The organism is Amniculibacterium sp. G2-70 (assembly GCF_014353055.1).
Lineage (GTDB): Bacteria > Bacteroidota > Bacteroidia > Flavobacteriales > Weeksellaceae > Amniculibacterium > Amniculibacterium aquaticum.
This window is the reverse complement of the sequence record NZ_CP060698.1, coordinates 2,154,361-2,179,063: the sequence shown is the minus strand read 5'-3', so window position 1 is coordinate 2,179,063 and position 24,703 is coordinate 2,154,361. Positions and strand designations below refer to the sequence as shown.

18 protein-coding genes and 1 tRNA gene are annotated in these 24,703 nt (G+C 38.4%); 9 read left to right on the top strand and 10 right to left on the bottom strand.

Annotation, left to right across the window (positions count from 1 at the left end):
* Window positions 1-206: 206 nt before the first annotated feature.
* The 6 genes from H9Q20_RS10065 to H9Q20_RS10040 form a co-directional block, all read right to left on the bottom strand.
* On the bottom strand, window positions 207-407 hold the full coding sequence (locus H9Q20_RS10065) for a hypothetical protein (protein WP_124639778.1): 201 nt from the start codon (window positions 405-407) through the stop codon (window positions 207-209).
* Window positions 408-431: 24 nt separating this feature from the next.
* Entirely contained in the window at window positions 432-1,043 is a 612-nt protein-coding gene (locus H9Q20_RS10060) for a DUF3575 domain-containing protein (RefSeq protein ID WP_187477644.1), read from the bottom strand.
* A gap of 1 nt (window position 1,044) precedes the next feature.
* Window positions 1,045-2,208 (bottom strand): thioredoxin fold domain-containing protein, encoded by a 1,164-nt coding sequence (locus H9Q20_RS10055; RefSeq protein ID WP_124639773.1) that lies wholly within the window; start codon window positions 2,206-2,208, stop codon window positions 1,045-1,047.
* Between the two features lie 80 nt (window positions 2,209-2,288).
* Window positions 2,289-2,361, bottom strand: a tRNA-Phe gene (locus H9Q20_RS10050).
* Window positions 2,362-2,453: 92 nt separating this feature from the next.
* Window positions 2,454-4,295: a lysophospholipid acyltransferase family protein gene (locus H9Q20_RS10045; RefSeq protein WP_187477643.1), complete on the bottom strand. Its 1,842-nt coding sequence runs from the start codon at window positions 4,293-4,295 to the stop codon at window positions 2,454-2,456.
* Between the two features lie 8 nt (window positions 4,296-4,303).
* On the bottom strand, window positions 4,304-5,545 hold the full coding sequence (locus tag H9Q20_RS10040) for an aspartate kinase (protein ID WP_187477642.1): 1,242 nt from the start codon (window positions 5,543-5,545) through the stop codon (window positions 4,304-4,306).
* Window positions 5,546-5,875: 330 nt separating this feature from the next.
* On the opposite strand from H9Q20_RS10040, the gene fbp reads away from it, so the two are divergent.
* Both fbp and H9Q20_RS10030 read left to right on the top strand, forming a co-directional pair.
* Window positions 5,876-6,892, top strand: coding sequence for a class 1 fructose-bisphosphatase (gene fbp / locus H9Q20_RS10035; protein WP_124639767.1), 1,017 nt, complete (start codon window positions 5,876-5,878; stop codon window positions 6,890-6,892).
* 68 nt (window positions 6,893-6,960) lie between these two features.
* Complete coding sequence (locus tag H9Q20_RS10030) at window positions 6,961-7,971, top strand: o-succinylbenzoate synthase (RefSeq protein ID WP_124639765.1); 1,011 nt, start codon at window positions 6,961-6,963, stop codon at window positions 7,969-7,971.
* Here H9Q20_RS10030 and H9Q20_RS10025 read toward each other — a convergent pair.
* Window positions 7,968-9,095: an alpha/beta hydrolase gene (locus H9Q20_RS10025; RefSeq protein ID WP_187477641.1), complete on the bottom strand. Its 1,128-nt coding sequence runs from the start codon at window positions 9,093-9,095 to the stop codon at window positions 7,968-7,970. The two genes, H9Q20_RS10030 and H9Q20_RS10025, sit on opposite strands and share 4 nt — an antisense overlap.
* Before the next feature lie 126 nt (window positions 9,096-9,221).
* On the opposite strand from H9Q20_RS10025, the gene H9Q20_RS10020 reads away from it, so the two are divergent.
* On the top strand, window positions 9,222-10,895 hold the full coding sequence (locus H9Q20_RS10020; protein WP_124639761.1) for a glutamine--tRNA ligase/YqeY domain fusion protein: 1,674 nt from the start codon (window positions 9,222-9,224) through the stop codon (window positions 10,893-10,895).
* Window positions 10,896-11,103: 208 nt separating this feature from the next.
* Entirely contained in the window at window positions 11,104-11,670 is a 567-nt protein-coding gene (locus tag H9Q20_RS10015; RefSeq protein ID WP_124639759.1) for a YceI family protein, read from the top strand.
* Window positions 11,671-11,749: 79 nt separating this feature from the next.
* On the opposite strand, the gene H9Q20_RS10010 is transcribed toward H9Q20_RS10015, so the two are convergent.
* On the bottom strand, window positions 11,750-12,043 hold the full coding sequence (locus tag H9Q20_RS10010; protein WP_124639757.1) for a putative quinol monooxygenase: 294 nt from the start codon (window positions 12,041-12,043) through the stop codon (window positions 11,750-11,752).
* A gap of 57 nt (window positions 12,044-12,100) precedes the next feature.
* Between H9Q20_RS10010 and H9Q20_RS10005 the strand changes: the two genes are divergently transcribed.
* From H9Q20_RS10005 to ccsA, 5 genes are all read left to right on the top strand, one after another.
* Window positions 12,101-12,529, top strand: a complete 429-nt coding sequence (locus tag H9Q20_RS10005) for a DUF4268 domain-containing protein (protein WP_124639755.1) — start codon at window positions 12,101-12,103, stop codon at window positions 12,527-12,529.
* A 148-nt stretch (window positions 12,530-12,677) separates the two neighbouring features.
* On the top strand, window positions 12,678-15,161 hold the full coding sequence (locus tag H9Q20_RS10000) for an FtsK/SpoIIIE family DNA translocase (protein WP_187477640.1): 2,484 nt from the start codon (window positions 12,678-12,680) through the stop codon (window positions 15,159-15,161).
* A 108-nt stretch (window positions 15,162-15,269) separates the two neighbouring features.
* Window positions 15,270-15,917 (top strand): LolA family protein, encoded by a 648-nt coding sequence (locus tag H9Q20_RS09995; protein WP_124639751.1) that lies wholly within the window; start codon window positions 15,270-15,272, stop codon window positions 15,915-15,917.
* A 66-nt stretch (window positions 15,918-15,983) separates the two neighbouring features.
* Complete coding sequence (locus tag H9Q20_RS09990; protein ID WP_124639749.1) at window positions 15,984-17,444, top strand: LptF/LptG family permease; 1,461 nt, start codon at window positions 15,984-15,986, stop codon at window positions 17,442-17,444.
* A gap of 201 nt (window positions 17,445-17,645) precedes the next feature.
* Window positions 17,646-20,930 carry a cytochrome c biogenesis protein CcsA gene (gene ccsA / locus H9Q20_RS09985; protein ID WP_187477639.1) on the top strand — a complete coding sequence of 1,095 codons (3,285 nt, stop codon included), beginning with the start codon at window positions 17,646-17,648 and terminating at the stop codon, window positions 20,928-20,930.
* Window positions 20,931-22,145: 1,215 nt separating this feature from the next.
* On the opposite strand, the gene H9Q20_RS09980 is transcribed toward ccsA, so the two are convergent.
* Together H9Q20_RS09980 and H9Q20_RS09975 are read right to left on the bottom strand one after the other, a co-directional pair.
* The gene (locus tag H9Q20_RS09980) at window positions 22,146-23,312 is read right to left on the bottom strand and encodes an aminotransferase class I/II-fold pyridoxal phosphate-dependent enzyme (RefSeq protein ID WP_124639991.1); all 1,167 of its coding nucleotides are present in this window, start codon (window positions 23,310-23,312) and stop codon (window positions 22,146-22,148) included.
* Window positions 23,313-23,319: 7 nt separating this feature from the next.
* Complete coding sequence (locus tag H9Q20_RS09975) at window positions 23,320-24,468, bottom strand: AAA family ATPase (RefSeq protein ID WP_187477638.1); 1,149 nt, start codon at window positions 24,466-24,468, stop codon at window positions 23,320-23,322.
* Window positions 24,469-24,703: the final 235 nt, after the last annotated feature.

The window sequence follows — 24,703 nt, the reverse complement described above, 5'->3', positions numbered from 1 at the left end:
AAAATTTCACCGAAATAATAATTCGATTGTTTCTAAACAGGCTCTAAGAGAAAATAAAATTCTCCTTCGCCACAGATCGTTTGCACTTTGGTACTTGCCTAATTTCTGGAATTCTCAAAATCGACTGCAGAACGATTGAAATAAACTAAAACGATCGCTAATAAAAAATCCTTTTTCAAATTTCTGAAAAAGGATTTTTCTTTTTTTTAATCCATCTGATGATGGTCATCGTTATTCTTCCTGCTCATGTACCACAAACTAATACCCAAACCGATACCACCGGCCAATCCGTTGAGCAACGCTCTGTACAATCGATCGTCGGCATCGGATCCCAAGTAGTTCATCAAAAAGACCACCACAAAGGCGATTAGCATAGAGAGATACAGTTTTACACCTTTAAAATTCATATTGATTTACAATTTTATTTAAATTTATTTTAGTTGATAAGAGATCATCACACCACCCTTGTAGGGTAAGAATTCTCCACTTCTATTCCACACTCTTGTATGGTAAGGATCGTCGTATCGTTCGCCTGAAATCTTATCGTATCCTTTGTAAAACTCCTGAACCGATCCAAAACCTGCATAAAAATCCATAAGCCATTTTTCTGACAATTGAAACTGATACCCTACAACAGCGCCCAACATAAAGCCAAAACCTTCTTGGTAGAGGTTGGAATTAATATACGGTTTTGTTGTAGCATCCAACTGGAAAACATTATCGTTCCAATAATTCCATTTTTGAATTTTAAAATAAGTTAGACTTGCATTTGCCCCGACATACCAAGACTTGAAAGCCTCGTTAAAATAGTACCTTCCGTCCAATCCGAACATAAAAATCTGAGCGTCTTTTCCCGCAAAAGATTTCCAAGGAGAGACAAAAACTTCTGCCTGTAGGGTATATTTTGGAGCCACCTGCTTTTCTAATCCAATATTGACGATCCCAAATGGTGCAAAAAGAGCATTGCCTTTAGCATAAAGTTTATTTTGGGCTTCAACAGATAGTACTGAAAGTAAAAAAGTTAAAAAAAATATTTTTTTCATTTTATTGCAATTCTTTTATCAAGAGATCAATCTCGTCTGCGTTTTGTTGTTGTTTTTCGGCGATAATTTTAGATAATTTTGCATAATCTCGAGCCTCTTGTTTTTTTCCATTCAAAAAAAGAAGTTTCGCTAACGCATAGGTGTTTTCAGCTGTTTCGTTGACCATCACCGATTTTTCTGCCCAAACTTGCGCCATTTTTAATGAAACGGGATTTTTGATATGAAGGGCAAAAACCTTTGCTGCTGCTGCCAAATCATTTACATTTTTAGCTTCTGGATCTTGGTACAAGTTCAGGGCTAGTTTTTCATATCGATCGTACTGCTTTTTTTCCAGAAAAAGATTCAGTTTTAATTGGTTCAGATAATTTTCTGCTTCTATCTTACCAAGAAGTGGGATGGTTTTTTCTAAAAAATACGCTTCATTCACCTCTTTATTATCGTTGAGGGACTTAGAAATGATCGCCTTTAACCTCAATGGAGTTAAAAAATTTTTCAGTGATTGTTCAGGAACCAGTTTTACAATTTCAGAATAATGTTTTTCAACATACATAAAATTCGGATCGTCTTCATTTTTTATAAATCCAAAAAGCAATCCCAATTCCTCTTGATCGAGTGCACCCGACTTTTGAGCAAAATATTTTTCGGATGCTTTTTTTGCCAAATCGTAATCCGATTGGTAATATTGTTTGATTATTTTTTTTAAGAAATCCGGCGACGATTCCCCTTTTTCGAACCGTTCTTTCAAACTGCCAAGCTTTAGGGTATTTTGCGCTTCTTCCCCGGCTTTTACAAATGCATCGGCCTCCATATAGCCCAAATCCTTGTGCACGAGATCTCCATTTCCATTTACAAAAAGATAAGTCGGATAGGAGGTTACTCCGTATTTTTGTGCTATACCCATTCCCTCTCCTTTTTCCATATCCATCGCCAAATTGATGAAGTTTTTATTGTAATAATCGCCCACGGTTTTTAGTGGAAAAATATTTTTGGTCATCATTTTACACGGACCGCACCATGAGGCGTAAGCATCTATAAAAATGATTTTCTTCTCTTTCTTGGCTTTTTCTAAAACGGATTTGAAGCTTGCATTTTCTTCAAATTTAATTCCTTGCGCGAAATTCCAGACGGAAGCCATGAGCATTAATGCACTTATTGCTGTTTTCATACTATTATTACGAGGAGCGAATTTACAAATTTTAGAGTATATTAAAATACAAAAAACCACCCTTAAAAAAGAGTGGTTTGTGGTTTCTCCAGGAATCGAACCAGGGACACACGGATTTTCAATCCGTTGCTCTACCAACTGAGCTAAGAAACCATTAAGACAAACAGCCTGTTCTGATTTATCGTGCGGCAAAAGTATTACCTTTTGCCCTAACTTGCAACTGTTTTCTGTAAATTTTATAAAAACTACTGATTATCAACAGAATTATTTTCTTGTTCTCTAGAAATCTGTTCGCTTATCTCTTCCAAAACCGGTTTCAAAGTACTTTCAGGGATTTCACTGATGCGAATGTACATCAATCCATCAATAGCATCGTTGAAGCTGGGATCTACATTAAAGGAAATGACCTTTGCGTTCTGTTTGATATACTTTTTAATAAGAACCGGCAGTCTCATTTCCGGTTCCAGATCATCGATCATCCTATCCAATTTATTCAGATCGGCCTCCAATTCGTCAAAAAACAAATTACGATCTCTTTCCCTTAACTTTACTTTGAATTCATTTTTTGGGTGCACATATTGAGCCACTGCCGAATCGTAATAATGCGATCGCATAAATTCAATAATCAAGGATTTTGAAAATTCTGAAAATTTATTGGAAATACTCACACCACCCATTAGGAATTTGTGTTCGGGATTTCTAAGACAAACATGAATAATCCCCCTCCACAACAAGAATAAAGGCAATGGCTTTTGCTGATACTCCTTGGAAATATATGCTCTTCCCATCTCGATCACCTTACGGAAAAACGGCTGCAATTCCTGATCAAATTCGAATAAAGAAGCGGTATAAAACCCATCAATACCCATTTTTTTCATGATCTCACAACCCAATCCCATGCGGTAAGCACCCGCAATTTTTTCTTCGTTATTGTCCCAAAGAAACATGTGGTGGTAGTGTTTATCATATTCGTCCAAATCAAACGGCATATTGCTCCCTTCGCCTACATCACGAAATGTAAGTTCCCTCTGCCTTCCGATCTCCCTCATGACGGACGGAATTTCGTCATAACGGGTAAAATAGACATCGTAATTTCCGTTGCTAAACAGCATTTTATCGGTATTTTTCAACCGATTGACTTCTTTTACAATATCTTCTTTAGGAGTTTCGTCAATGATGTTCTGAACGATATTTTCAGATTTATTTAGAGAAAAGTTCAGTTTCAAATTGGGTAATTTTAATATTTCAGAAACCGACTTTCTACGGTCAAAATAAGATTGAAGCATATAGACCTTTCCTTTCAGAAATTGTCCCAGTTCATCAATGCTTTCTTGCTCTTCCATCACTTTTACAGAAACCGATTTACCGATTCTAACTCGGATCGGTTCTTCTCTTTTATTCATCATTTCCGATGGTAAAAGTAGGGTTTGCAAATCCGGATGCAACTTGGCCATATTATAGAACAACGGAGAGTTTACAGCATGAAAATACATAGGAACCACAGGCACTTTCGCCATTTTTATCAGCTTCAGCGCAGGTTTTTCCCAGTCTTTATCTAAAACCTCACCGTAAGGATTGTTTTTGTTAGATACCTCACCGGCCGGGAATATCCCGATACAACCTCCGTCCTGAAGGTGTTTTAGCGTTTCGCGCATCCCGTTGACAGAGCTGTGCAATTCTTTTCTTCCTTCAAAAGGATTTACCGCAATAACATACGGCTCCATAGGTTTTATTTTGGACAATAAAAAATTCCCCATCACTTTGAAGTCAGGTCGGATTTCGCTCAATATTTTACACATCAATATCCCATCAATCGCACCCAACGGATGGTTAGAGACCAGAATAAAAGGGCCTGTTTTTGGGATTTTAGCCAAATCTTCCTCAAAAACGATGTATCGTAAATCTCTTTCTTTTACAAAAGACTCAAAGAAATCTTTACCTTTTTTGTCTTTTAATTTGTCGTAAAGCGTGTTGACTTCATTAATCTTGGATAACTTCATCAATGCCGAAGCCACAGGATTTTTTAAAAATCCTATTTTATTTAGTCCGGCTGCTTTTATCAAGTCTTGTTTGGTAACTAGGCTCATCGTTGTGTTTAAGATTGAATGATCATTTGTAAGGTCTGTCTAGAAATCTGCTCCAATAAGATGATTTTTCCTTTGTAAAATTGGTCTATGGTTTCCATTCTTACATTTCTTACCGTGAATAATGAAACATTTTTATACACTTTTATATTGAAATTATTTTCTAAATTCTTGGAAAACAGCTCATAATTCCCAAATTTATCTTCCAAACAAAGTGCAAGAGAAATCGCCGAATTCTGCATCAGTGACACCTTGATTTTGTATTGTGCCAAATAGGAGAAAATCTCACTCATGTGCTCTTCTGCGATAAAAGAAAAATCTCTGGTATCGATATGAAATAAAAGCTGATTTTCTTTCAATATGTACGACTCTTCTTTTTGGTTGTTTTCAGAATTTCCAATTTTAGTCCCTGCTTCTGTTGGATTCAGAAAAGATTTCACATAAAAAGGAATGTTTTTTTGTTGCAGCGGCTGCAAGGTTTTGGGGTGAATAACCGATGCACCGTAATATGCCATTTCAATGGCTTCTTCATACGAAATGTTTGAAAGCAAAGACACACGATCAAACTTTCTGGGATCTCCTGTCATCACACCGGGCACATCTTTCCAAATCGTCATGGAATCGGCATTCATACAATATGCAAAAACAGCTGCCGAATAGTCGGATCCTTCCCTTCCCAAGGTTACGGAAAAGCTATTCTCCTCGGATCCGATAAACCCTTGTGTTACATAGCACAAATTGGGATTCAATGCTTCAATATTTTCCGTGGTCAGTTCCCAATCAATGGTTCCTTCACGGTAATTGTTATCGGTTTTTATAAAATCTCTAGCATCCAACCATTGGTTAGAAAACTGAATATCGTTCAGGTATTCGCTTAATATTTTAGAAGAAATCATTTCTCCACAACTCACCACTTGGTCATAAACAAAGTTGAAATTTGGGGATTTGTTTCTTCTTAAAAAAGATTCGACATCGTCAAAAAACAAGGCTATTTCCGAGAAAACAGGATGTTCCTTTGGGAAAAGGCCCTCGGCAATTTCAATGTGTTTGACTTTGATGGTTTGTATTGCATCGTGATAGTCCTTCTTATCAAAATAAAGTTCGACAACCGATTCTAAAGCGTTGGTCGTCTTCCCCATTGCGGAAACCACCAACAGACAATTTTCAAATCCTTGATTTTCCAAAACCAAGGATACATTTTTAATACTTTCTGCATCTTTAACCGATGCACCACCAAATTTGAATACTTTCATTGTAGTTGTTTGCAAATCACCTGTTTGCGACTTTCTGGATTTGAAATTTTTAATTTAATCTTCAAAAATAAAAATTTAGATTTAAAATTAAGCTAAAAATTACCAATTAATGCAAAAACATTTATAAAAAAAACGAATAATTACGAATAAGTTTAAATCCCAAACAACTCTTATCGATCATAGTAATCAGCACTCCGAAAACAAATTAGACTCTGCTACTCCGACATTCATTTTGTCTAAGGACATGAAATGTATCATTAGTTAGAAAATAAGTTGTTTTGTATTGTGAAATTTTACGAATTTTGGAAAATTCTGAAAAAAAAACGATTCATGGACGATTCTTTACAAACGCTGGGCGAATTTATTATTGACAAACAAGAGGATTTTCAATACTCTACAGGTGAACTTTCTCGATTGCTTTCAGCCATACGATTGGCCTCGAAAGTTGTAAACAGAGAAGTAAATAAAGCCGGGATTGCCAACATCATAGGAGTTGCAGGAAACACCAACATACAAGGTGAGCAACAACAAAAACTGGATGTCATTGCCAACGAAATTTTTATCGCAGCCCTTTCTCAAAGAGAAGTCGTTTGTGGAATTGCCTCCGAAGAAAACGATGATTTTATTGAAATAAAAAGCACTGCCAACGGTGATATGAGCAAATATGTTGTTCTTATCGATCCTTTGGACGGATCTTCAAACATCGATGTAAATGTTTCTGTGGGTACCATTTTCTCCATTTACAGAAGAGTTACTGAACCCGGAACTCCTGTTGAACTGAAAGATTTCTTACAAAAAGGAACCCAGCAAGTAGCTGCAGGTTATGTGGTGTACGGATCATCGACCATGATTGTTTTTACAACAGGAAACGGGGTGAACGGTTTTACACTGGATCCAGGCTTGGGAACCTATTACCTCTCTCACCCGAATATGAAATTCCCAGAAGAAGGTAAAATATACTCCATCAACGAGGGAAATTACATAAAATTCCCACAAGGGGTGAAAAACTATTTGAAATACTGCCAAATGATGGAAGGTGACAGGCCTTACACCTCAAGATACATCGGTTCTTTAGTGTCGGATTTCCATAGAAACATGATCAAAGGTGGGATATACATCTACCCTTCTTACGCCAATGCACCAAACGGAAAATTACGATTGTTGTACGAATGCAATCCTATGGCCTTCATCACAGAACAAGCCGGCGGAATTGCCAGCGATGGGTTTAACAGAATTATGGAAATTGAACCTAGCGAATTGCACCAAAGAGTTCCTTTCTTCTGTGGATCTAAAAAAATGGTAGAAAAAGCAGAAGAGTTCATGAGAATGGATGCCGTAAAAGATTAATAATTTGCTCATTACAATACAAAATTTCCAAAGCTTGGCTTTGGAAATTCTTTTTAAATTTTATCCAAATGAAAGCCCGTTTTCAACCTTATAGTTTACAATTCAAACAAGCCAGCGGCACCTCCAGAGGCATCCTGCACACCAAAGAAACCTTCATTCTGACCATAGAACACGAAGGCAAAAGAGGAATTGGAGAATGTGCTCTTTTCCGAGGATTGAGCTGCGATGACCTACCCGATTATGAAGAAAAACTGCAGTGGCTTTGCGAAAACATCAATCAAAATAAGGCGTTCATACAAAAAGAGCTGATCCAATATCCTTCCATTATTTTCGGATGGGAACAAGCCTTCCTCAACCTAAAACACGGAGGAGATTTGTATTTCCCTTCAGCATTCACCACCCAAAATAAGGCCATAAAAATTAATGGATTGATCTGGATGGGGTCGGTTGATTTTATGACCGAACAAATTGAAGATAAATTATCCAAAGGTTTTGATTGCATCAAGCTAAAGATCGGGGTCGATTGGCCTGCAGAAAAGAAAATTCTAAAGGAATTGCGCAACCGTTACAACAAAAACATTTTAGAAATCCGTGTGGATGCCAACGGTGGATTTTCAGTTGAACAAGCCAAAGAAGTACTTAACGACTTAGCAGAATTGAAAATCCATTCCATAGAACAACCCATAAAAGCCGGTCAGATCGAGGATATGCAGAAGCTTTGCGCGACCACTCCCACCTCAATCGCATTGGATGAAGAATTGATTGGCATAGTAAATTTTGAACAGAAAATTAAACTTTTAGAGGAAATCAGACCCCAATACATCATCCTAAAACCCGCATTGGTAGGAGGTTTCTCCAGTTGTGACGAGTGGATTGGTCTTGCAGAAAAACGAAACATCGGCTGGTGGATCACTTCGGCTTTGGAAAGCAACATCGGACTGAATGCCATTGCCCAGTACACATTCACCAAAAACAATCCCATGCCACAAGGTTTAGGGACAGGAGCATTGTACACCAATAATTTTGATTCCAAACTCGATTTGGAAGGCGATCAATTGTATTTCAAAAAAATAATTTAAGCCAACAACTCGAATGTAGAGCCGTCAATATTTTTTCGATTTGCAATCAGCGTTTTTTCTGTGCCTTTCAGGTTTTCATAAATATCTTTCTGAACCGATGAACTGGAAAGATATCCCCAATGTTCTCCCAACTCCATTTTCAGGGATGAATTGAGGTCGTTTTTGGCATGGGTACAATCGATGACCGAAACCACATCTTTCAGTTTTTCAAAATTGCTAGGTCCGGATTTCCCCAATCTCGGTGAGAGGATGTTTTTAGAAAATTGCGAAATATTCAGCACCAAATCTTTCTTGTTGATATAGATAGAAATTCTATTCGCTAATTTGGGTAGTTTACAAAAGGAATCTTCGGACTCTTCAAACACTCGAGCCGTAACATCGGCATTCATCAAGATTACCTGATCGATGACACGACTGATGTTTTCCGTTTTCAGACTGTACAGCATGCTTTGTAGCACTCTATTCCCCATGGAATGGGCTACCAAATGTATTTTTTGATTGCACGGCACCAAGTCTTTATTGGAAAAAATCTCCTTCAAAAATTGGGTGTACAAATAAAACAAACGCATTAGAGAATGTCCACTGTTGATGCTCATCATTTTATCATCGAAATAAGTCAATGGGAACACCGTGCTGGAGGCCGGCCATGAAATGAAAATAATATTTTCAATCGGTGTATTTTTATTGTCTATAAACATTTTCTTGAGATCCAAAATTGCTTTTAGCTCATCATCGAAAGTATAGGCATATCCATGAATAAAAATCATGACATCTCGAGCTTTCTTATCGGCATTCACCATGGATTTGTACAATTCGTAAAACATCCTTTGCGTTCCGCCGAGGTTATCGGCAATTATCGGGCTGTTCTTGAGCCCTTTTTCTTTCAATAAAAGATCCAAAACTTTAGAATATCCATAATCTTCGGGTTCGGAGAGAATTTTATAATCCAAAATGGCCCGGTTTTTATAATCCTTCTTTTTAATATTTTTCGAATCCGGTATCTGATCAATGTTGCATCGTGCAATTCTAAAATTGGGTAAAGAATATTCGTCGTTAGAAAAAGAATCTTGCTTTTCGCCTTTATTTCTAACAATTTTTCGGTTGCTGAGGATAAAAATAGACATGGTTATGGGTTTTAGTTTCTAACAAATATAAAGGCTATATCTGTTTTTTTGACTAGGAAAAAGCCTGATTTTACTTTTCACTTTCAAACTTGTTTTTATTACCTTTGCGCTACAATATTTTTATCCATGGATATAGAAAAAAAACCTTTAAATTTTATTGAACAAATTATAGAAGAAGATTTGGCCAACGGTTTGGGAAGAGAGCAATTGCGTTTTCGTTTCCCACCAGAACCCAACGGATACCTGCATGTAGGACACACCAAAGCCATTTGCATTAATTTTGGTTTGGGACTAAAATACAATGCACCGGTCAACCTTCGTTTTGATGACACCAACCCCGAGAAAGAAGAACAAGAATTTGTGGATTCCATCAAGAAAGATGTCGCATGGTTGGGTTTCCAATGGGATAAAGAATTGTATGCCTCAGATTATTTTTCACAACTTTACGACTGGGCCGTACAACTGATCAAGGACGGAAAAGCCTATGTGGACGAACAAGCGTCTGAATTGATCACCGAACAAAGAAAAAATCCTACCGAACCTGGAGTTGAAAGCCCGTACAGAAATAGACCGATCGAAGAATCTTTGGACTTGTTCCAAAAAATGAAAGACGGAGAATTTGAAGAAGGCTCTATGTCGCTTCGTGCAAAAATCGATATGACTTCCCCTAACATGAACATGAGAGATCCTGTGATGTACAGAATCCTGAAAAGACCGCACCACAGAACGGGTACCGAATGGAAAATCTATCCGATGTACGACTGGGCTCATGGAGAGAGTGATTATCTGGAGCAAATTTCGCACTCGCTTTGTTCTTTGGAATTCGAAAACCACAGACCTCTGTACAACTGGTATCTGGATCAGGTCTATGACGAATCTAAAGTTAAAAACAAGCAAAGAGAATTTGCCAGGATGAATGTGACCTACATGATCACTTCCAAAAGAAAATTGCAACGATTGGTGGCCGAAAATGCCGTAACCGGTTGGGACGACCCAAGAATGCCGACCATCTCCGGAATGAGAAGAAAAGGGTACACTCCAAAAGCCATCCGCAATTTTATTGAAAAAGTGGGAGTAGCAAAAAGAGAAAATTTGATCGACATTCAACTTTTGGAATTCTGCGTAAGAGAAGACCTGAACAAAGTATCCAAAAGAATGATGGTGGTTATGGATCCCGTGAAATTGGTGATCGAAAACTATCCTGAAAACCACGAAGAATGGTTGGATACAGAAAACAACCCTGAAGATCCTAACGCAGGAACAAGAAAAGTACCTTTCTCCAAAGTGTTGTACATCGAGAGAGAAGACTTTAAGGAAGAAGCCAACAATAAATTTTTCAGATTAAAGTTGGGGGGCGAAGTTCGTTTGAAATCGGCCTACATCATCAAAGCGGAAAGAGTAGAAAAAGATCAAGAAGGCAACATCACGACCATATTTGCATCGTATGATGAAAAATCCAAATCCGGAAGCGGTACAGAAGAAAGCCTTAGAAAAGTAAAAGGAACGCTGCATTGGGTTTCGGCAGAACACGCCTTGCCTGTAGATGTTAGATTGTACGATCGATTATTTACGGTAGAACAACCGGATGCCGAAAAAGAAACCGACTTTTTAGACTACATCAATCCAGAATCTTTGGTGCTGACCACAGCCTATGCCGAGCCTGAACTGAAAAATGTAAAAGTCGAAGAACCTCTGCAGTTTCAAAGAATTGGGTATTTCACCAAAGACCAAGATTCTACAGACAACAAATTGGTTTTCAACAGAACGGTAACCTTGAAGGACTCCTACAAACCGGAATAAGTTCTCTTGAAATACAATTCGGATAACAATTCATCCACCTTATTTATATGAGGTGGATTTTTTCGTCCACCCCTTTTAGCCATATCAAATCCATATCAAACTTGATTTTTGTCATGTCAAAAAATCATTTCTTAACATAGATCAACAGAGCATTGGTACAATAGTTGATAAATTTGCGGCAACAAAAAAATTAAAATAATATTAAAAAATGAAAAAGTTAGCATTACTAGCGGTTCTTACAGGAACTTTGGCATTTGGTCAAGCAAAAAAAGTAGTATCGTCCAACATCCAGTGGTGGGGTTACAAATTGGCTAAAACCGAAGCCTCTTCTCACACCGGAACTTTAGGTGTAAAATCCGGAAACATTGTGATGAAAGGAAACCAAGTAGTGGGAGGATCTTTCGTGTTTGACATGAATACCATCAATACAACAGACCTTAGCGGTGAGTACAAAACAAAATTGGACAACCACTTGAAAAACGGAGATTTCTTCGAAGTTGACAAGCACCCTACAGCTTCTTATAAAATTACTTCTGTAAAGAAAAACAACGATAAAAAATACAATTATTTGGTAACCGGTAACTTGACCATCAAAGGAAAAACCAATGTTGTTTCTTTCCCTGCAACCATTACCAACAACAAAGGACTTGTAACCATTGCTTCCAACAAATTTGCTTGGGACAGACAAAAATTTGATGTTTCTTACAAAATCTCCATGCAAGATGTCTTGCTAAAAGACGACATCGATATGCAAATCTCTGTATCTGCAAAATAAGAACGACACACTACACTTTTTATAAAGAAAGAACCCCTCTAACACGATGTTGGAGGGGTTCTTATTTATATCCCTTGCATTAAAACATTTTGTAACCGTGATAGACTTCTGTACTTTCTTTGATCATCGGCATGGATTGAGTACGGAAAAAACTCAGGTGCGGAGCGTTGCCATGTTCGGCATGGTGGTCGTGACTCTCCCATCGTTCAACGATAAAAAAAGTGGCTTTTTTCTCTCGGTCTTCGATCAAATCGTATTGCAAACAACCCGGTTCTTTTCTGGTTTCGGTAACCAATTGGGTCAATAATTTTTTGGCTTCTTCTAAATGATTTTCCCTAAAACGCAATAAAGCGACAATGTGTAAATGCTGCATGTGAAAATTTTTTGCAAAAGTAATAGAAAACTCAAATTTATTTAAAATATTTGCAAAATGTTTAGTAAAGAAGAAGCCGCACAATTAAAAAAAGAGTTCTGGACCGCATTCGGAAAGAGTTTTCCGAGAAAATGGATGCTCTACGATACCAAAATAAAAGATTTTGCTTTCAAGTTTTATGTCGATAACAAAAAAGCCGAAGTCTCTTTGGACATAGAGATGAAGGACGAACTATTCCGGGAGGCTTATTATAATAAGATTTGGTCTTTGGAAGACCAACTTCAAGACTATCTTGGCGAGTTTGTAAAGGACGACACTTATGTCCTAAACAATCAAAAAATCATCTCCAGAATTTGGATTGGTATCGATTCGGTTTCGGTTTTCAACAAAAACTCTTGGCCTGTAATTTTCGAATTTTTCAACGAAAAAATGTCCGCCTTCGAAGCGTTTTTCTTGGAGTACGAAGATTTTATCCGCGATGTTTGATGCATGAGTTTGAAAGTGAAGAACTTGTTTTTTTATCCAAAAATCAAAACAAAAAATATTTTATTTCAACAGTCGTAGAGTTAAAAAAATATAATTTCCAAATTCAATTTCATGTTATTTTTTCTTTAAATTTGCCATCATTGATACTATGGAAAAAAACACATCTACCACAAAAACCAAAGCCGAAACGGCATCGAATTACCTCTCGAAATCCAGAATATTTTTTGGTTTAACCTTAATTACAACCTCAGTTGTAATGGTTATTTCCTTTTTTTCATTCCTGAAAAATTGGCAAGCCAACCAAAGCTTGAGAGGTGCATTATTGGATAAAACGGTAAGATCGACCAGTTGGTTTGGCAAATTAGGCGACTGGCTAGGCAATGTCTTTGTATTCGACACCTTTGGTTTAGCCGCTTTTGTTGTTGCCTTCTTACTGTTTGTATGGGGAACCCTCATCATGAAGAAAAATTTCTTCAAACCTTGGAAAACCCTGGGACATTCTTTATTTTTCATCTGTTGGCTGCCCATTTTCATTGCAGCCATTACCAAGGGCGAAGGCGCTTACAGTGGAGTGTACGGCTATCAAATAATGGATTACCTGGAGTCCATCATTGGCTCCGTAGGGCTTTGGGTAGCTTTGGTATTCAGCATTCTCTTGTATTTTGTGTTAGAATTCAATCTAAGACCCAGTACCGTTAAGCAAAAATTAGACGATATCAATGAACAAACCGTTGGAAGGGTAAAATCCATGATGCCAAAATCCGAAACTGAAGAATATTTTGATGTGGATGAAGAAAATGATGTTGAAGAAAAAGAATCTGAAACGACCCAGCAAATTGTTGAAAAAAGACCCAGTCCTTTTGACAAAACAAAAGAATGTCCATCGTCTTTCGAGATTAAAACACCCAACAACACCTCTTTTGAAGAAGCTGTTGCACCAACTTCTACGGTGGTAGAAATGACACCTTCGCCTGTAAAAACAACCGAACCTCAAAACACCAACCCAAAACCACAAGCTGCCAACATTTCGGAAGCTGTTGGTTTCGAAGTGGAAATTGCCGAAGTAAAAGATGAGGTTTTGGATCCCGAACAAAAATCCAACGATTTGGTGGAAAAACACGGACTTTACGACCACCGTTTGGATTTGGCTGGATTTCAATTCCCCACCGCCGATTTACTGAAAGATTATGGAAATGAGGAAATCTCCATCAACCAAGAAGAGTTAGAAGAAAATAAAAATAAAATTGTTGGACTTCTCAAGAATTTCAATGTAGGCATCAAACAAATTAAGGCAACCATTGGTCCAACGGTAACTTTATACGAAATAGTCCCAGAAGACGGAATCCGAGTAAATTCCATAAAAAAATTACAAGACGACATCGCTCTGAACCTTTCGGCACTTGGGATTAGGATCATCGCACCCATGCCCGGCAAAGGAACGATTGGAATTGAGGTACCAAGAAAAAATCCGTCCATGGTCTCCATGCGCAGTGTTCTCAACTCGCACAAGTTCCAAAATACCGATATGGATTTGCCTGTTGTTTTTGGAAAAACCATCTCCAACGAAATTTTCATGGCCGATTTGGCAAAAATGCCTCACCTATTGATGGCAGGAGCTACAGGACAAGGAAAATCCGTGGGGATCAATGCCATACTTACTTCGTTGTTGTACAAAAAACACCCTAGCGAATTGAAATTCGTGATGGTCGATCCTAAAAAAGTTGAACTTACACTCTACTCAAAAATAGAGAGGCATTATTTGGCCAAATTGCCCGATGCCGAAGATGCCATCATCACCGATACCCACAAGGTAATCAACACGCTCAACTCCTTGTGCATCGAGATGGATACCCGATACGAATTGCTGAAAAATGCGTTCTGTAGAACGATAAAAGAATACAATAAAAAATTCTCCGAAAGAAAACTCAATCCAGAAAACGGACATCGATACTTGCCTTACATTGTTTTGGTGGTGGACGAGTTTGCCGACCTGATTATGACGGCAGGGAAAGAGGTGGAACATCCAATCGCCCGATTGGCACAGCTGGCAAGAGCGGTAGGCATACACCTGATTGTTGCTACACAAAGACCTTCGGTAAATGTAATTACCGGGATGATCAAAGCCAACTTCCCGGCAAGAGCTGCGTTTAGAGTAATTTCTTCGGTCGATTCCAGAACGATTTTAGACTCTCCAGGAGCCGATCAATTGATTGGAAAAGGAGACATGCTTTATTTTAATGGAAATGAAATCCTTCGTTTGCAATGTGCATTTGTGGACACTCCGGAGGTCGAGAAGATTGTTGACTTTATCGGGGAACAAAAAGGATATGCCTCTGCATTTGTATTGCCAGAAGTTCCGAATGAAGAAAACCAAGCCAGCACCGTAGGATTTGACCCGAACGAGAAAGATGCACTTTTTGAAGAAGCAGCCAGAATAGTGGTTTCTACCCAACAAGGATCGACCTCGATGTTGCAAAGACAGCTGAAACTGGGCTACAATCGTGCGGGAAGAATCATGGATCAGTTGGAAGCCTCTGGAATTGTTGGAGGATTCAACGGAGCCAAAGCCAGAGAGGTGATGATCTCGGATCTGAATTCTTTGGAAAATTTCTTAGAGGAACTAAAAGGTTAATCGCATTTTTTTCAAACAAAATAAATGTTAAAATAATCACAAACACTACCCTCACCACCCTTTTGTGGAACGATTTTTGAAAAACCACAACAGATATTTTAATTTATTATGACAGCATTCTTCAAAAAAATAATCCTTACGGTATCGGTAGTCGGAGCGACAACTTGGTCTTTTGCCCAAAAAATCGATGACAAATCCAAAACCATCCTCGATGCGGTGACGACCAGTTACAACGCCAAGAAAAATTCGTACTTCAAATTTTCATTTGGATCCGGTACCAACGGTAAGGTTTCTAAAGTCGAACCGGGAATTTATTACGCTTCAGGCGACAAGTACAAGTTGAAAATCATGGGCACCGAACAAATTTTCGATGGCCAAAAAATATACAACATCAACGAAGAAGACATGGAAGTAACCATTGCCAAGCCCAATGCCAATGCAGCAATGTTCTCCCCCATCAACTACCTTTCCAACTACAGAAAAGAATACAATGTAAGTTACGAAGGCAAAAAAATGGTGAAAGGCATCAACACGGATGTCATCAAATTGGATCCCATAAAATCCAACGGTTTGGATGCCGTCTATCTCTACATCAACGGAGCTAAAAAACAGATTGTAAAATTGGAACAACACGGGAAAAACAAGGACATTGCCGTGATAGAGATCCAAGGCTACAAAGAAAATCAAAAGTTGTCGCCCGCCATGTTCAGCTTTGATAAAAATAAATTCAAAAACTACATCATTACAGAATTGTAGATTTTTTTCCATAAAAGTATAAGTCACAAAGCAAGTCGTTGTGGCTTTTTTTTATAATTTTGCCCCATGTTAAAAATAATCGACCGATACATCATAAAAACCTTTTTTGGTCCCTTTCTTTTCATATTCAGTGTTTTGTTCTTCATATTTATTGTGAACATCATCTGGATACAGTTGAGCCAGTTCATGGGCAAAGGGTTGAGCTATTGGGAAATTATCAAACTTTTGTTTTATCTGGGAGTCAGCGTCATCTCTTTGGTTATGCCGCTCACCATACTTTTGGCCTCCATCATGACCTTTGGTGATCTGGGCGAAAGGTACGAATTGGCCGCACTAAAAGCCTCAGGGACCTCGCTCACCAGGACGATGATGCCTTTGTTTTTCGTTTCTATCTTGCTGTCCATTTTGCTGTTTTTCTTTTCTAACAACATCATACCCGACTTCCAAAGAAAGGCGAAAAACATGTTGTATAATATTGCATCGACCAAACCGGCTCTCAACTTTACACCGGGACAATTTATCGATCAAATTCCTGGATATTTGGTAAAATTTGACAAAGTCTATGGTGAAAACGCTACCGAATTGGAAGGAATTTTCATTCATAAAAAAGCCTATGCTTTTGAAAACCAGCAATCTATTTTGGCTAAAAAAGGACGATTTGTGCCAGCCAGCAACAGCAATTACCTGAAATTGGAATTGTACAACGGTTATGTTTTCGAGGATATGGTCTCTAACCAAACCGTAAATTCCAGAAGAAGGCAACCCGATCAAGCCATAAAATTTGACACCTTGGTTTCTCATTTCGACATCAGTGAAATTCTTAAGAAAGCCATTGATGACGAAAAAATTACCGATGACTATCGTTTTCAGACCTACAATGAACTGAACGGTACCATTGCACAAACGGTAAAAGACAGTCGACAGAATTTTAAAAACATCAATACCGAATTGGTGGCGCAAACCAACAGTTATGTGGAATACATCGACAAAACCAAATCCAAAAACAAAAATCAAATTTCCCCACAGTTTGATTTAGAAAAAATAGAACAACAGAAAAAAAATGAAGTTCTGCTTGCAGCCTATCAAAAAATTGAAACGCTAAAAATGACTTCTGAATCCAAGAAAGCCGAAATACTTCCTATTTTAAAGTACTATTCAAAAGTCATCATGTACCAACAGCGCATCATTGCGTATTCGGTAACTTGCGTTATCTTCTTTTTAATTGGAGCCAGTTTGGGATCCATCATCCGAAAAGGAGGGATGGGACTTCCGGTGATTATTGCCATTGTGATTTTTATCATCTTCTACATCATGAACCTGTCCGTTGAGAATATCGCTTGGAACGGTACCATCAACCCTTATCTTGCGGCATGGTTGCCCAACATGATCCTTTTGCCGTTCGGGTCTTGGCTCACCTACAAAGCACTCACCGACTCTCAACTTTTTGATATTGAGAAATATAGAGCACTATTCAAACCCATTATTTCTAAATTCACAAAGAATAAAGAGCACAAAAGGTATCAATAATTTCATTCGATTACTGAATTAAAAAAAGCATAAAAGACTTTTTTTTACTTTTTTAAGACTTCTTAAAAATTCATTATAGATAAAAACTATTGACATAATTCGGTTTAATTTAGAATAAATTAACCTTATAAATTCTTTTAATCGTTTTTCCTTCTGTATTTTTGCACATCAAAAAATTTTACAAATCTTTATTTTTTTCTGATGGACAAGATATACAAGATTCTCGTTTCTACCAGAACCATGGCGGTTCTCATCTTGGTTTACGCCTTTGCAATGGCTTATGCTACATTTCTTGAAAACGACTACGGGACTCCTTCGGCCAAAGCTTTGATTTATGAAGCCAAATGGTTTGAGTTGGTCATGTTGTTACTGATCATCAATTTTGTAGGGAACATTGCCAGATACCGACTTTGGAAAAAGGAAAAATGGGCGGTTTTGACTTTCCACTTGGCATTCATTCTTATTTTTATAGGTGGAGCCATCACGCGATACATCAGTTATGAAGGACAAATGCACATCCGCGAAGGCGAATCCTCTAACGAAATTGTATCGAGTAAAGATTTTTTCAAAATTCAAATTGAAGAAAAGGGCGATGTCCTCAGCTATCAAGACATACCGTACCTGATCACGCCTCTTCATAAAAACTTTAAAGCCAATTATGATTTTCATGGCAAAAAAATTAAAGTAAGAGCCGTTGATTATATTCAAAGAAAAAAAGACAGCTTGGTTGCCGGTGCCGAAAAAACAGAATACCTGCATTTTGTGGTTGCCGGACAGTCTGGCCGTGAGAATTTTTACCTAAAATCCGGTGAAGCCAAAAACATCCAAGGGACTTTGGTTACTTTCAATAGAAATATTGAAGGCGCCATCGAGTTTGAAAAAGAAAACAACGAATTGTTGCTGAAAACTCCAGTTGAATCGCAATTCATGACCATGGCAACCCAAGCAACGGGAAACACCAAGGCCAATGAATTTCAACCTTTGGTGTTGAGAAGCTTATACACCATCAACGAACTGAAAATAGTTGTTCCAGAAGGCATAAGAACCGGAAAATTAATCGCTGTAGAAGGCGACAAGAAAAAAGACGAAAACCTAAACGACCAATTGACCATTGAAATTGAAGGTCCAAAATCTAAAAAATTAGTGGATATCGCTGTAGAAAAGGGTAATCCCAATGCATACAAACAAGTTTCTATGGACGGCATGAACATGATGGTGGGTTACGGCCCCAAAGTGTACACCACCCCATTCTCCCTAAAATTGGACAAATTTGTGATGGAAACCTATCCAGGATCCCAATCTCCAAGTGCTTATGAAAGTCATGTAAGCATTGTGGACAAAGGAAAACAAACACCGTACAAAATCTACATGAACCACATCCTAAACTACGACGGGTACCGATTTTTCCAAGCCAGCTTTGATCCGGACAGAAAAGGGACCCGACTTTCTGTAAACCACGATTTTTGGGGGACTCTCATCACCTACATCGGTTACGGGTTGTTGTTTTTAGGAATGTTTGTCAGCTTCTTCTGGAAAGGAACTCATTTTTGGAAATTAAATAAAATGCTGAAAGATGTAAGTAAAAAAAGAGGTCTTACCGTTTTGTTGTTGATGTTCAGTTTGGTGTTGAATGCGCAAGAAATTGACATGCACGGTACCATCGATGGCAAAGCCAATCCTAAGACAGAAGTTCATGATCCAAACGATGGACAAGATCACTCCGGACACAACCACGATGTCCCTGCTGCACAAAGCCAAGCACAGCCAGAGCAAAAACAAGCGGCAAAACCTTTGGCAGCCTCTCGAGTGATTACGGCAGATGAGATCATCTCCAGAAACAAAATAACCAAGGAACACGCCGATAAATTCGGTTACCTTTTGGTGCAAAACTACGACGGTAGAATTGTCCCTATGAACACTCAAGCTTTGGATGTTCTTAGAAAATTATACAAAAAAGACGAATTCAAATCCGAAAGCGGAAAGGTATTGACCGCCAACCAATGGTTTTTGTCCGTATCTACCGATACGCCGAGTTGGTCCATGGTACCGCTCATCAAAATTGGAAGTAAAGGTGGAGAAGAACTGTTGAAAAAAGCAAAAGCCAATGCCGACGGATACACCTCTCTCATGAATCTTTTCCCTCCCGACGCCAACGGCGGTTTGCATTATGTCTTGGAAGACGATTACAACACGGCGTTCCGTAAGAAAGCTTCGGAGCAGACCAACTACGACAAAGAAGTGATCGCCGTGAACGACAGAGTTCAGGTTTTCAACGAATTTTTCACCGGTCAGTTCATGAGAATTATTCCCGTGAAAAACGACCCTAACCACCGTTGGAACTCGTGGTTGAATGAAGAATTGCAACCCGATGACGAGGCACAAAGCACCATGGCTCCGTATTTCTTGAGCGTTTTAGACGCCACAAGAGACGGCAATTGGAAGCAAGCCGACGATGCCCTTCAAAAACTATCCGACTATCAACAAAAATGGGGGAAAAATGTTGTCCCTTCCAAAACCAAGGTCGATGTAGAGGTTTTCATGAACCAAGTAAACATCAATCTAAAACTTCTTATTTTCTATTCGATTATTGGAGGTTTGTTGTTGATCTTAGGATTTATAGAATTGTTTAAATCCAATAAAATATTAAAAACCGTACTGAATGTTCTTATCGCAGTAGGTATAGTCGGTTACTTGGCACATTTTGCCGGCTTGGTAGCACGATGGTACATTTCCGGACACGCTCCTTGGAGCAACGGTTACGAAGCCATTGTTTTCATCTCTTGGGTAGGTATCACCGCCGGTTTGATGCTGTACAGAAACTCCAATGCTTTGATTCCTGCAGCCGGATTTATGGTTGCGGTTATCATGATGGGGTTTGCACACGGAGGTTCGGCATTGGATCCTCAGATTACGCCATTGGCGCCTGTTCTTAAATCGTATTGGTTGATTATTCATGTGGCGATTATTACCTCCAGTTACGGTTTCTTTGCCCTCTCCATGATTATAGCGATCATTTCCCTGTTCTTCTACATCGTTTCTTCCAAAGGTTTGTACACCAAACACCACGATACTACTTTGAAAGAATTGGGTATTGTTTCGGAAATGTCATTGACCATAGGACTTTTTGCTTTAACCGTGGGTAATTTCTTAGGAGGCGTTTGGGCCAATGAATCTTGGGGAAGATATTGGAGCTGGGATCCCAAAGAAACTTGGGCTTTTATCTCCATCATGGTCTATGCTTTTGTACTTCACATGAGGTTGGTACCGGGACTTAGAAGCCGTTGGGCTTTCCATGTGGCAACTTTATTCGCTTTCTGCTCCATGGTGATGACCTATTTCGGGGTGAACTATTACCTGAGCGGATTGCATTCTTACGCCAAAGGAGATCCTGTTCCTGTTCCGTTGTGGGTATATCTGGGATTGGCCTTTATGGTATTGATTTCAGCGGTATCCTACTGGAAATTTAAGAAGCTTAATTCAAAATAATATTGAATGCTTATACACGAAAAGCCACCTGATTTGGGGTGGCTTTTTTGGTGTTTGGCTTTTAGTGTTTGGTTTTTGGTTGGGTTTATTTATTTGTTCTTTTCCTTGATGAAAAGAACCAAAAATCAAGACTGCATTTTCTTTGGCTAAAATGAAGGTAAAAAGGCTAAAATTGATGAACTCGAGCCCTCGCTACGCCCCTCGCCTTCTCAAACAGAATCAATTTTTTAACGCCTTTTTATCTTCATTTTTTAACGCCACGAAAATGAGGTCGACTCCATTGGATGGTTGATGGTGTTTGGTATTTTGTTTCTAGTTGAGGTTGGTGGTTATTTATATGTTCTTTTCCTTGATGAAAAGAACCAAAAATCAAGACTGCATTTTCCTTGGCTAAAATGAAGGTAAAAAGGCTAAAATTGATGAACTCGAGCCCCCGCTTTACCCCTCGCCTTCTCAAACAGAATCAATTTTTTAACGCCTTTTTATCTTCATTTTTTAACGCCACGAAAATGAGGTCGACTCCATTGGGGGTTGTTGGTGTTTGGTTTTTAGTGTTTTGTTTTTAGTGTTTTGTTTTTAGTGTTTGGTGTCTAGTTGAGGGTTGGTGGTAAGTGGTTTGTTTATTTGTTCTTTTCCTTGATGAAAAGAACCAAAAATCAAGACTGCATTTTCTTTGGCTAAAATGAAGGTAAAAAGGCTAAAATTGATGAACTCGAGCCCTCGCTTTACCCCTCGCCTTCTCAAACAGAATCAATTTTTTAACGCCTTTTTATCTTCATTTTTTAACGCCACGAAAATGAGGCCGACTCCATTGGATGGTTGATGGTGTTTGGTTTTTAGTGTTTGGTGTCTAGTTGAGGGTTGGTGGTAAGTGGTTTGCTTATTTGTTCTTTTCCTTGATGAAAAGAACCAAAAATCAAGACTGCATTTTCTTTGGCTAAAATAAAGTTAAAAAGGCTAAAATTGATGAACTCGAGCCCTCGCTTTACCCCTCGCCTTCTCAAACAGAATCAATTTTTAACGCCTTTTTATCTTCATTTTTTAACGCCACGAAAATGAGGTCGACTCCATTGGATGGTTGATGGTGTTTGGTTTTTGGTGTTTGGAGTTGGGTTGGAAGTGTTACTAAGAATGGGAAGATTGCATGAACAGTAAAAATTATTAAAATAAAAACCTCCTAAGGTTTCAAATCTTAGGAGGTTTACTGTAGGTTTTTTATCCGAATACTTTTTGTACCACTGCTGCTATGCGTACTCTGTCTTCATCCGTAAGGTTGGATCCCGATGGCAGGCACAATCCGTCGTCGAACAATTCTTCGGCTACTTTTCTGCCGTAATACGGACTGTCCGCAAAAACCGGTTGCAAATGCATGGGTTTCCACAAAGGTCTGGACTCAATGTTGTCTTCCAAGAATGCTAATCTCAAGTCTTCTCGGGTTTTCCCCGCAATTTCAGGATTGATGAGAATGGCGGACAACCAATGGTTGGAGAAATAGTTGTCGGTTGTTGGTTGATGGTTGTCGGTTTCAGACAGATTGGGTTCTGTGAAGACGGTAACTCCTTTGATATCTTTAAAAAGTTCTTGGTAAAAGGCATTCATCTTTCTTCTTGCTGCTACTCTATCGTTTAGAACTTCCATTTGTCCACGACCGATACCGGCAGAAATGTTGGACATTCTGTAGTTGTAGCCGATGTGTGAATGTTGGTAATGCGGCGCATTGTCTCGGGCTTGTGTGGAGAGAAAAACCGCTTGGTCTTTGTCCGCCTGAGTTTGGCACACCAAGGCACCGCCACCGGAAGTGGTAATGATTTTATTCCCGTTGAAGGAGAGCACTCCGAACTTACCGAAAGTACCGCAAGCCTTGCCTTTGTAGGTGGAGCCTAGAGCTTCGGCAGCATCTTCTATCAATGGAATGTTATATTTTTCGGCAACGGCAGTTACCTCATCAACTTTGAAAGGCATACCGTACAAATGCACAGCGACTATGGCTTTGGGCGTTTTTCCTTGGGCTATTCTGTCTTTTATTGCCTCTTCCAGAGCGATGGGACAGAGGTTCCAGGTTTCTTTTTCTGAATCTACAAAGACCGGCGTTGCCCCCAGATAAGCGATGGGATTGGCAGAAGCCGAGAAAGTCATGGATTGGCAGATGACCTCGTCACCGTGGGAAACGCCGCACTCGATAAGGGCAAGGTGGAGGGCAGCTGTACCGGCAGATAAAGCCGCTACTTTAACATCGGTTTTCAAGAATTTTTCCAAATCCTCTTCCAGTCCGTTCACATTTGGACCAAGTGGAGCCACCCAGTTTTCATCAAAAGCTTCGTGGATGTATTTCAGTTCATTTCCGCCCATGTGTGGGGAAGAAAGCCAAATTTTTGAGTTCATAATTTATTTAGTTTAATTTCTTTTTTAATTTTCTTAGCCAAAGGCCCATCAGTCGATCATAAATAATATATCCTTTATTCCCCAAATATACTACTTCGTTGGCAATTAATTTGGTTAATACTCTATTTACGCTACTTGCGTTTTTCAATTTATATTTTGTAATAAAATCGCCTGAATTTACTTGGTTCACCTGTTTTTCTAAAGCTATTGCTTCTATCACATTCCGTTGAACTACGGAATAGGCCTTTAATAATTCTTGGTAATAATAGCTATTTTCTTCAATTAATTGGTTGATGGCTACAAAAACCTGTTCTGGATTGTTAATATCTTTGTTAAAAGAAAAAAGTCGATTTAAAATTGCTTGAATATACCAAGTATGGCCATCAAATTCATCATAAATAATATCAAAACATTGAGAGTCTATTGTGAGAGATTTTTTTTCAAAATGTGTTTTTGTAAAAATAAAATACTCTTTTTTAGGAATAACCTCTAATGACGACATCTGTGTACTTTGGTAAAAAGGTCGTTTGGGAGAAAGAAAGATCTCCTGCATGGTATGCTGAATGCTTCCTGAGAAAATAAATCGAACATGGGGCAAAAACTGAATATAAGATCTTAGCAATGCTTCAGTTCCTTTTTCTGGATAATTATTAATTTGCTGAAATTCGTCAATGGCAAAATAACAAGTAACCTGTGTTTTTTTTAAGTAGTTAAAAATTTCTGATAAACTGACCTCTGCATTTGTATTTTTATCCATCGCTACCGTTAATTCTGGCTGCCCGGACAAATCGTCGTAAGTAACCACAGGTCGTAAGCTTTTAAAGAGTACCCCAAAATTACGGATTGCTTTTTCTAGGGTAGTACTCAACTCTCTTATCACACTTTCAGCAAAAACGCTTACAAAATCGTTTAAATTTCGGGTTGAAAATATATCGATATAGATGCATTTTATCTCCGGTTCATTTTTATTTATTAAATAAAAAAAATGTTTAATCAAACCTGTTTTTCCGTATCTTCTTGGGCTAATTAAAGTTATATCTCTTCCATTTTTCAAAGCATCGGTCATACTTTCTACTTCCTCCACTCTATTGCAGAAGTAGTCTGGTGATACATATCCTGTGATGAGAAAAGGATTATTCATGCTTTGTTTTTTCATATTTGCCCCTCATTTTCTAGAGCAAAGATAGTAAAGTATTTCGCAAAATGCGAAACGCAAAATGCGAAATATTTTTATTTTTTTTAAACTATTGGTTATTTAACAGATAAACTTTGCAAAACAAACTATTTTCAATACGACAACCCAAAATGCCAAAGTGGCAGGGTTTTATTCTTTTATATAAATGCACTATGAGAGTGCAATGTTTAATTATTTTTGCACTGTGATAGTGCGT

What these genes read in the sequence shown, in the direction of transcription:
- H9Q20_RS10005 (WP_124639755.1), top strand. Translation starts at nt 12,101, where the DNA reads ATGTTTAGTAAAGAAGAAGCCGCACAATTAAAAAAAGAGTTCTGGACC.
- H9Q20_RS10000 (WP_187477640.1), top strand. Translation starts at nt 12,678, where the DNA reads ATGGAAAAAAACACATCTACCACAAAAACCAAAGCCGAAACGGCATCG.
- fbp (WP_124639767.1), top strand. Translation starts at nt 5,876, where the DNA reads ATGGACGATTCTTTACAAACGCTGGGCGAATTTATTATTGACAAACAA.
- H9Q20_RS10060 (WP_187477644.1), bottom strand. Translation starts at nt 1,043, where the DNA reads ATGAAAAAAATATTTTTTTTAACTTTTTTACTTTCAGTACTATCTGTT.
- H9Q20_RS10045 (WP_187477643.1), bottom strand. Translation starts at nt 4,295, where the DNA reads ATGAGCCTAGTTACCAAACAAGACTTGATAAAAGCAGCCGGACTAAAT.
- H9Q20_RS09990 (WP_124639749.1), top strand. Translation starts at nt 15,984, where the DNA reads ATGTTAAAAATAATCGACCGATACATCATAAAAACCTTTTTTGGTCCC.
- H9Q20_RS10025 (WP_187477641.1), bottom strand. Translation starts at nt 9,095, where the DNA reads ATGTCTATTTTTATCCTCAGCAACCGAAAAATTGTTAGAAATAAAGGC.
- H9Q20_RS09975 (WP_187477638.1), bottom strand. Translation starts at nt 24,468, where the DNA reads ATGAAAAAACAAAGCATGAATAATCCTTTTCTCATCACAGGATATGTA.
- H9Q20_RS10040 (WP_187477642.1), bottom strand. Translation starts at nt 5,545, where the DNA reads ATGAAAGTATTCAAATTTGGTGGTGCATCGGTTAAAGATGCAGAAAGT.
- H9Q20_RS10010 (WP_124639757.1), bottom strand. Translation starts at nt 12,043, where the DNA reads ATGCAGCATTTACACATTGTCGCTTTATTGCGTTTTAGGGAAAATCAT.
- H9Q20_RS09995 (WP_124639751.1), top strand. Translation starts at nt 15,270, where the DNA reads ATGACAGCATTCTTCAAAAAAATAATCCTTACGGTATCGGTAGTCGGA.
- H9Q20_RS09980 (WP_124639991.1), bottom strand. Translation starts at nt 23,312, where the DNA reads ATGAACTCAAAAATTTGGCTTTCTTCCCCACACATGGGCGGAAATGAA.
- H9Q20_RS10055 (WP_124639773.1), bottom strand. Translation starts at nt 2,208, where the DNA reads ATGAAAACAGCAATAAGTGCATTAATGCTCATGGCTTCCGTCTGGAAT.
- ccsA (WP_187477639.1), top strand. Translation starts at nt 17,646, where the DNA reads ATGGACAAGATATACAAGATTCTCGTTTCTACCAGAACCATGGCGGTT.
- H9Q20_RS10030 (WP_124639765.1), top strand. Translation starts at nt 6,961, where the DNA reads ATGAAAGCCCGTTTTCAACCTTATAGTTTACAATTCAAACAAGCCAGC.
- H9Q20_RS10015 (WP_124639759.1), top strand. Translation starts at nt 11,104, where the DNA reads ATGAAAAAGTTAGCATTACTAGCGGTTCTTACAGGAACTTTGGCATTT.
- H9Q20_RS10020 (WP_124639761.1), top strand. Translation starts at nt 9,222, where the DNA reads ATGGATATAGAAAAAAAACCTTTAAATTTTATTGAACAAATTATAGAA.
- H9Q20_RS10065 (WP_124639778.1), bottom strand. Translation starts at nt 407, where the DNA reads ATGAATTTTAAAGGTGTAAAACTGTATCTCTCTATGCTAATCGCCTTT.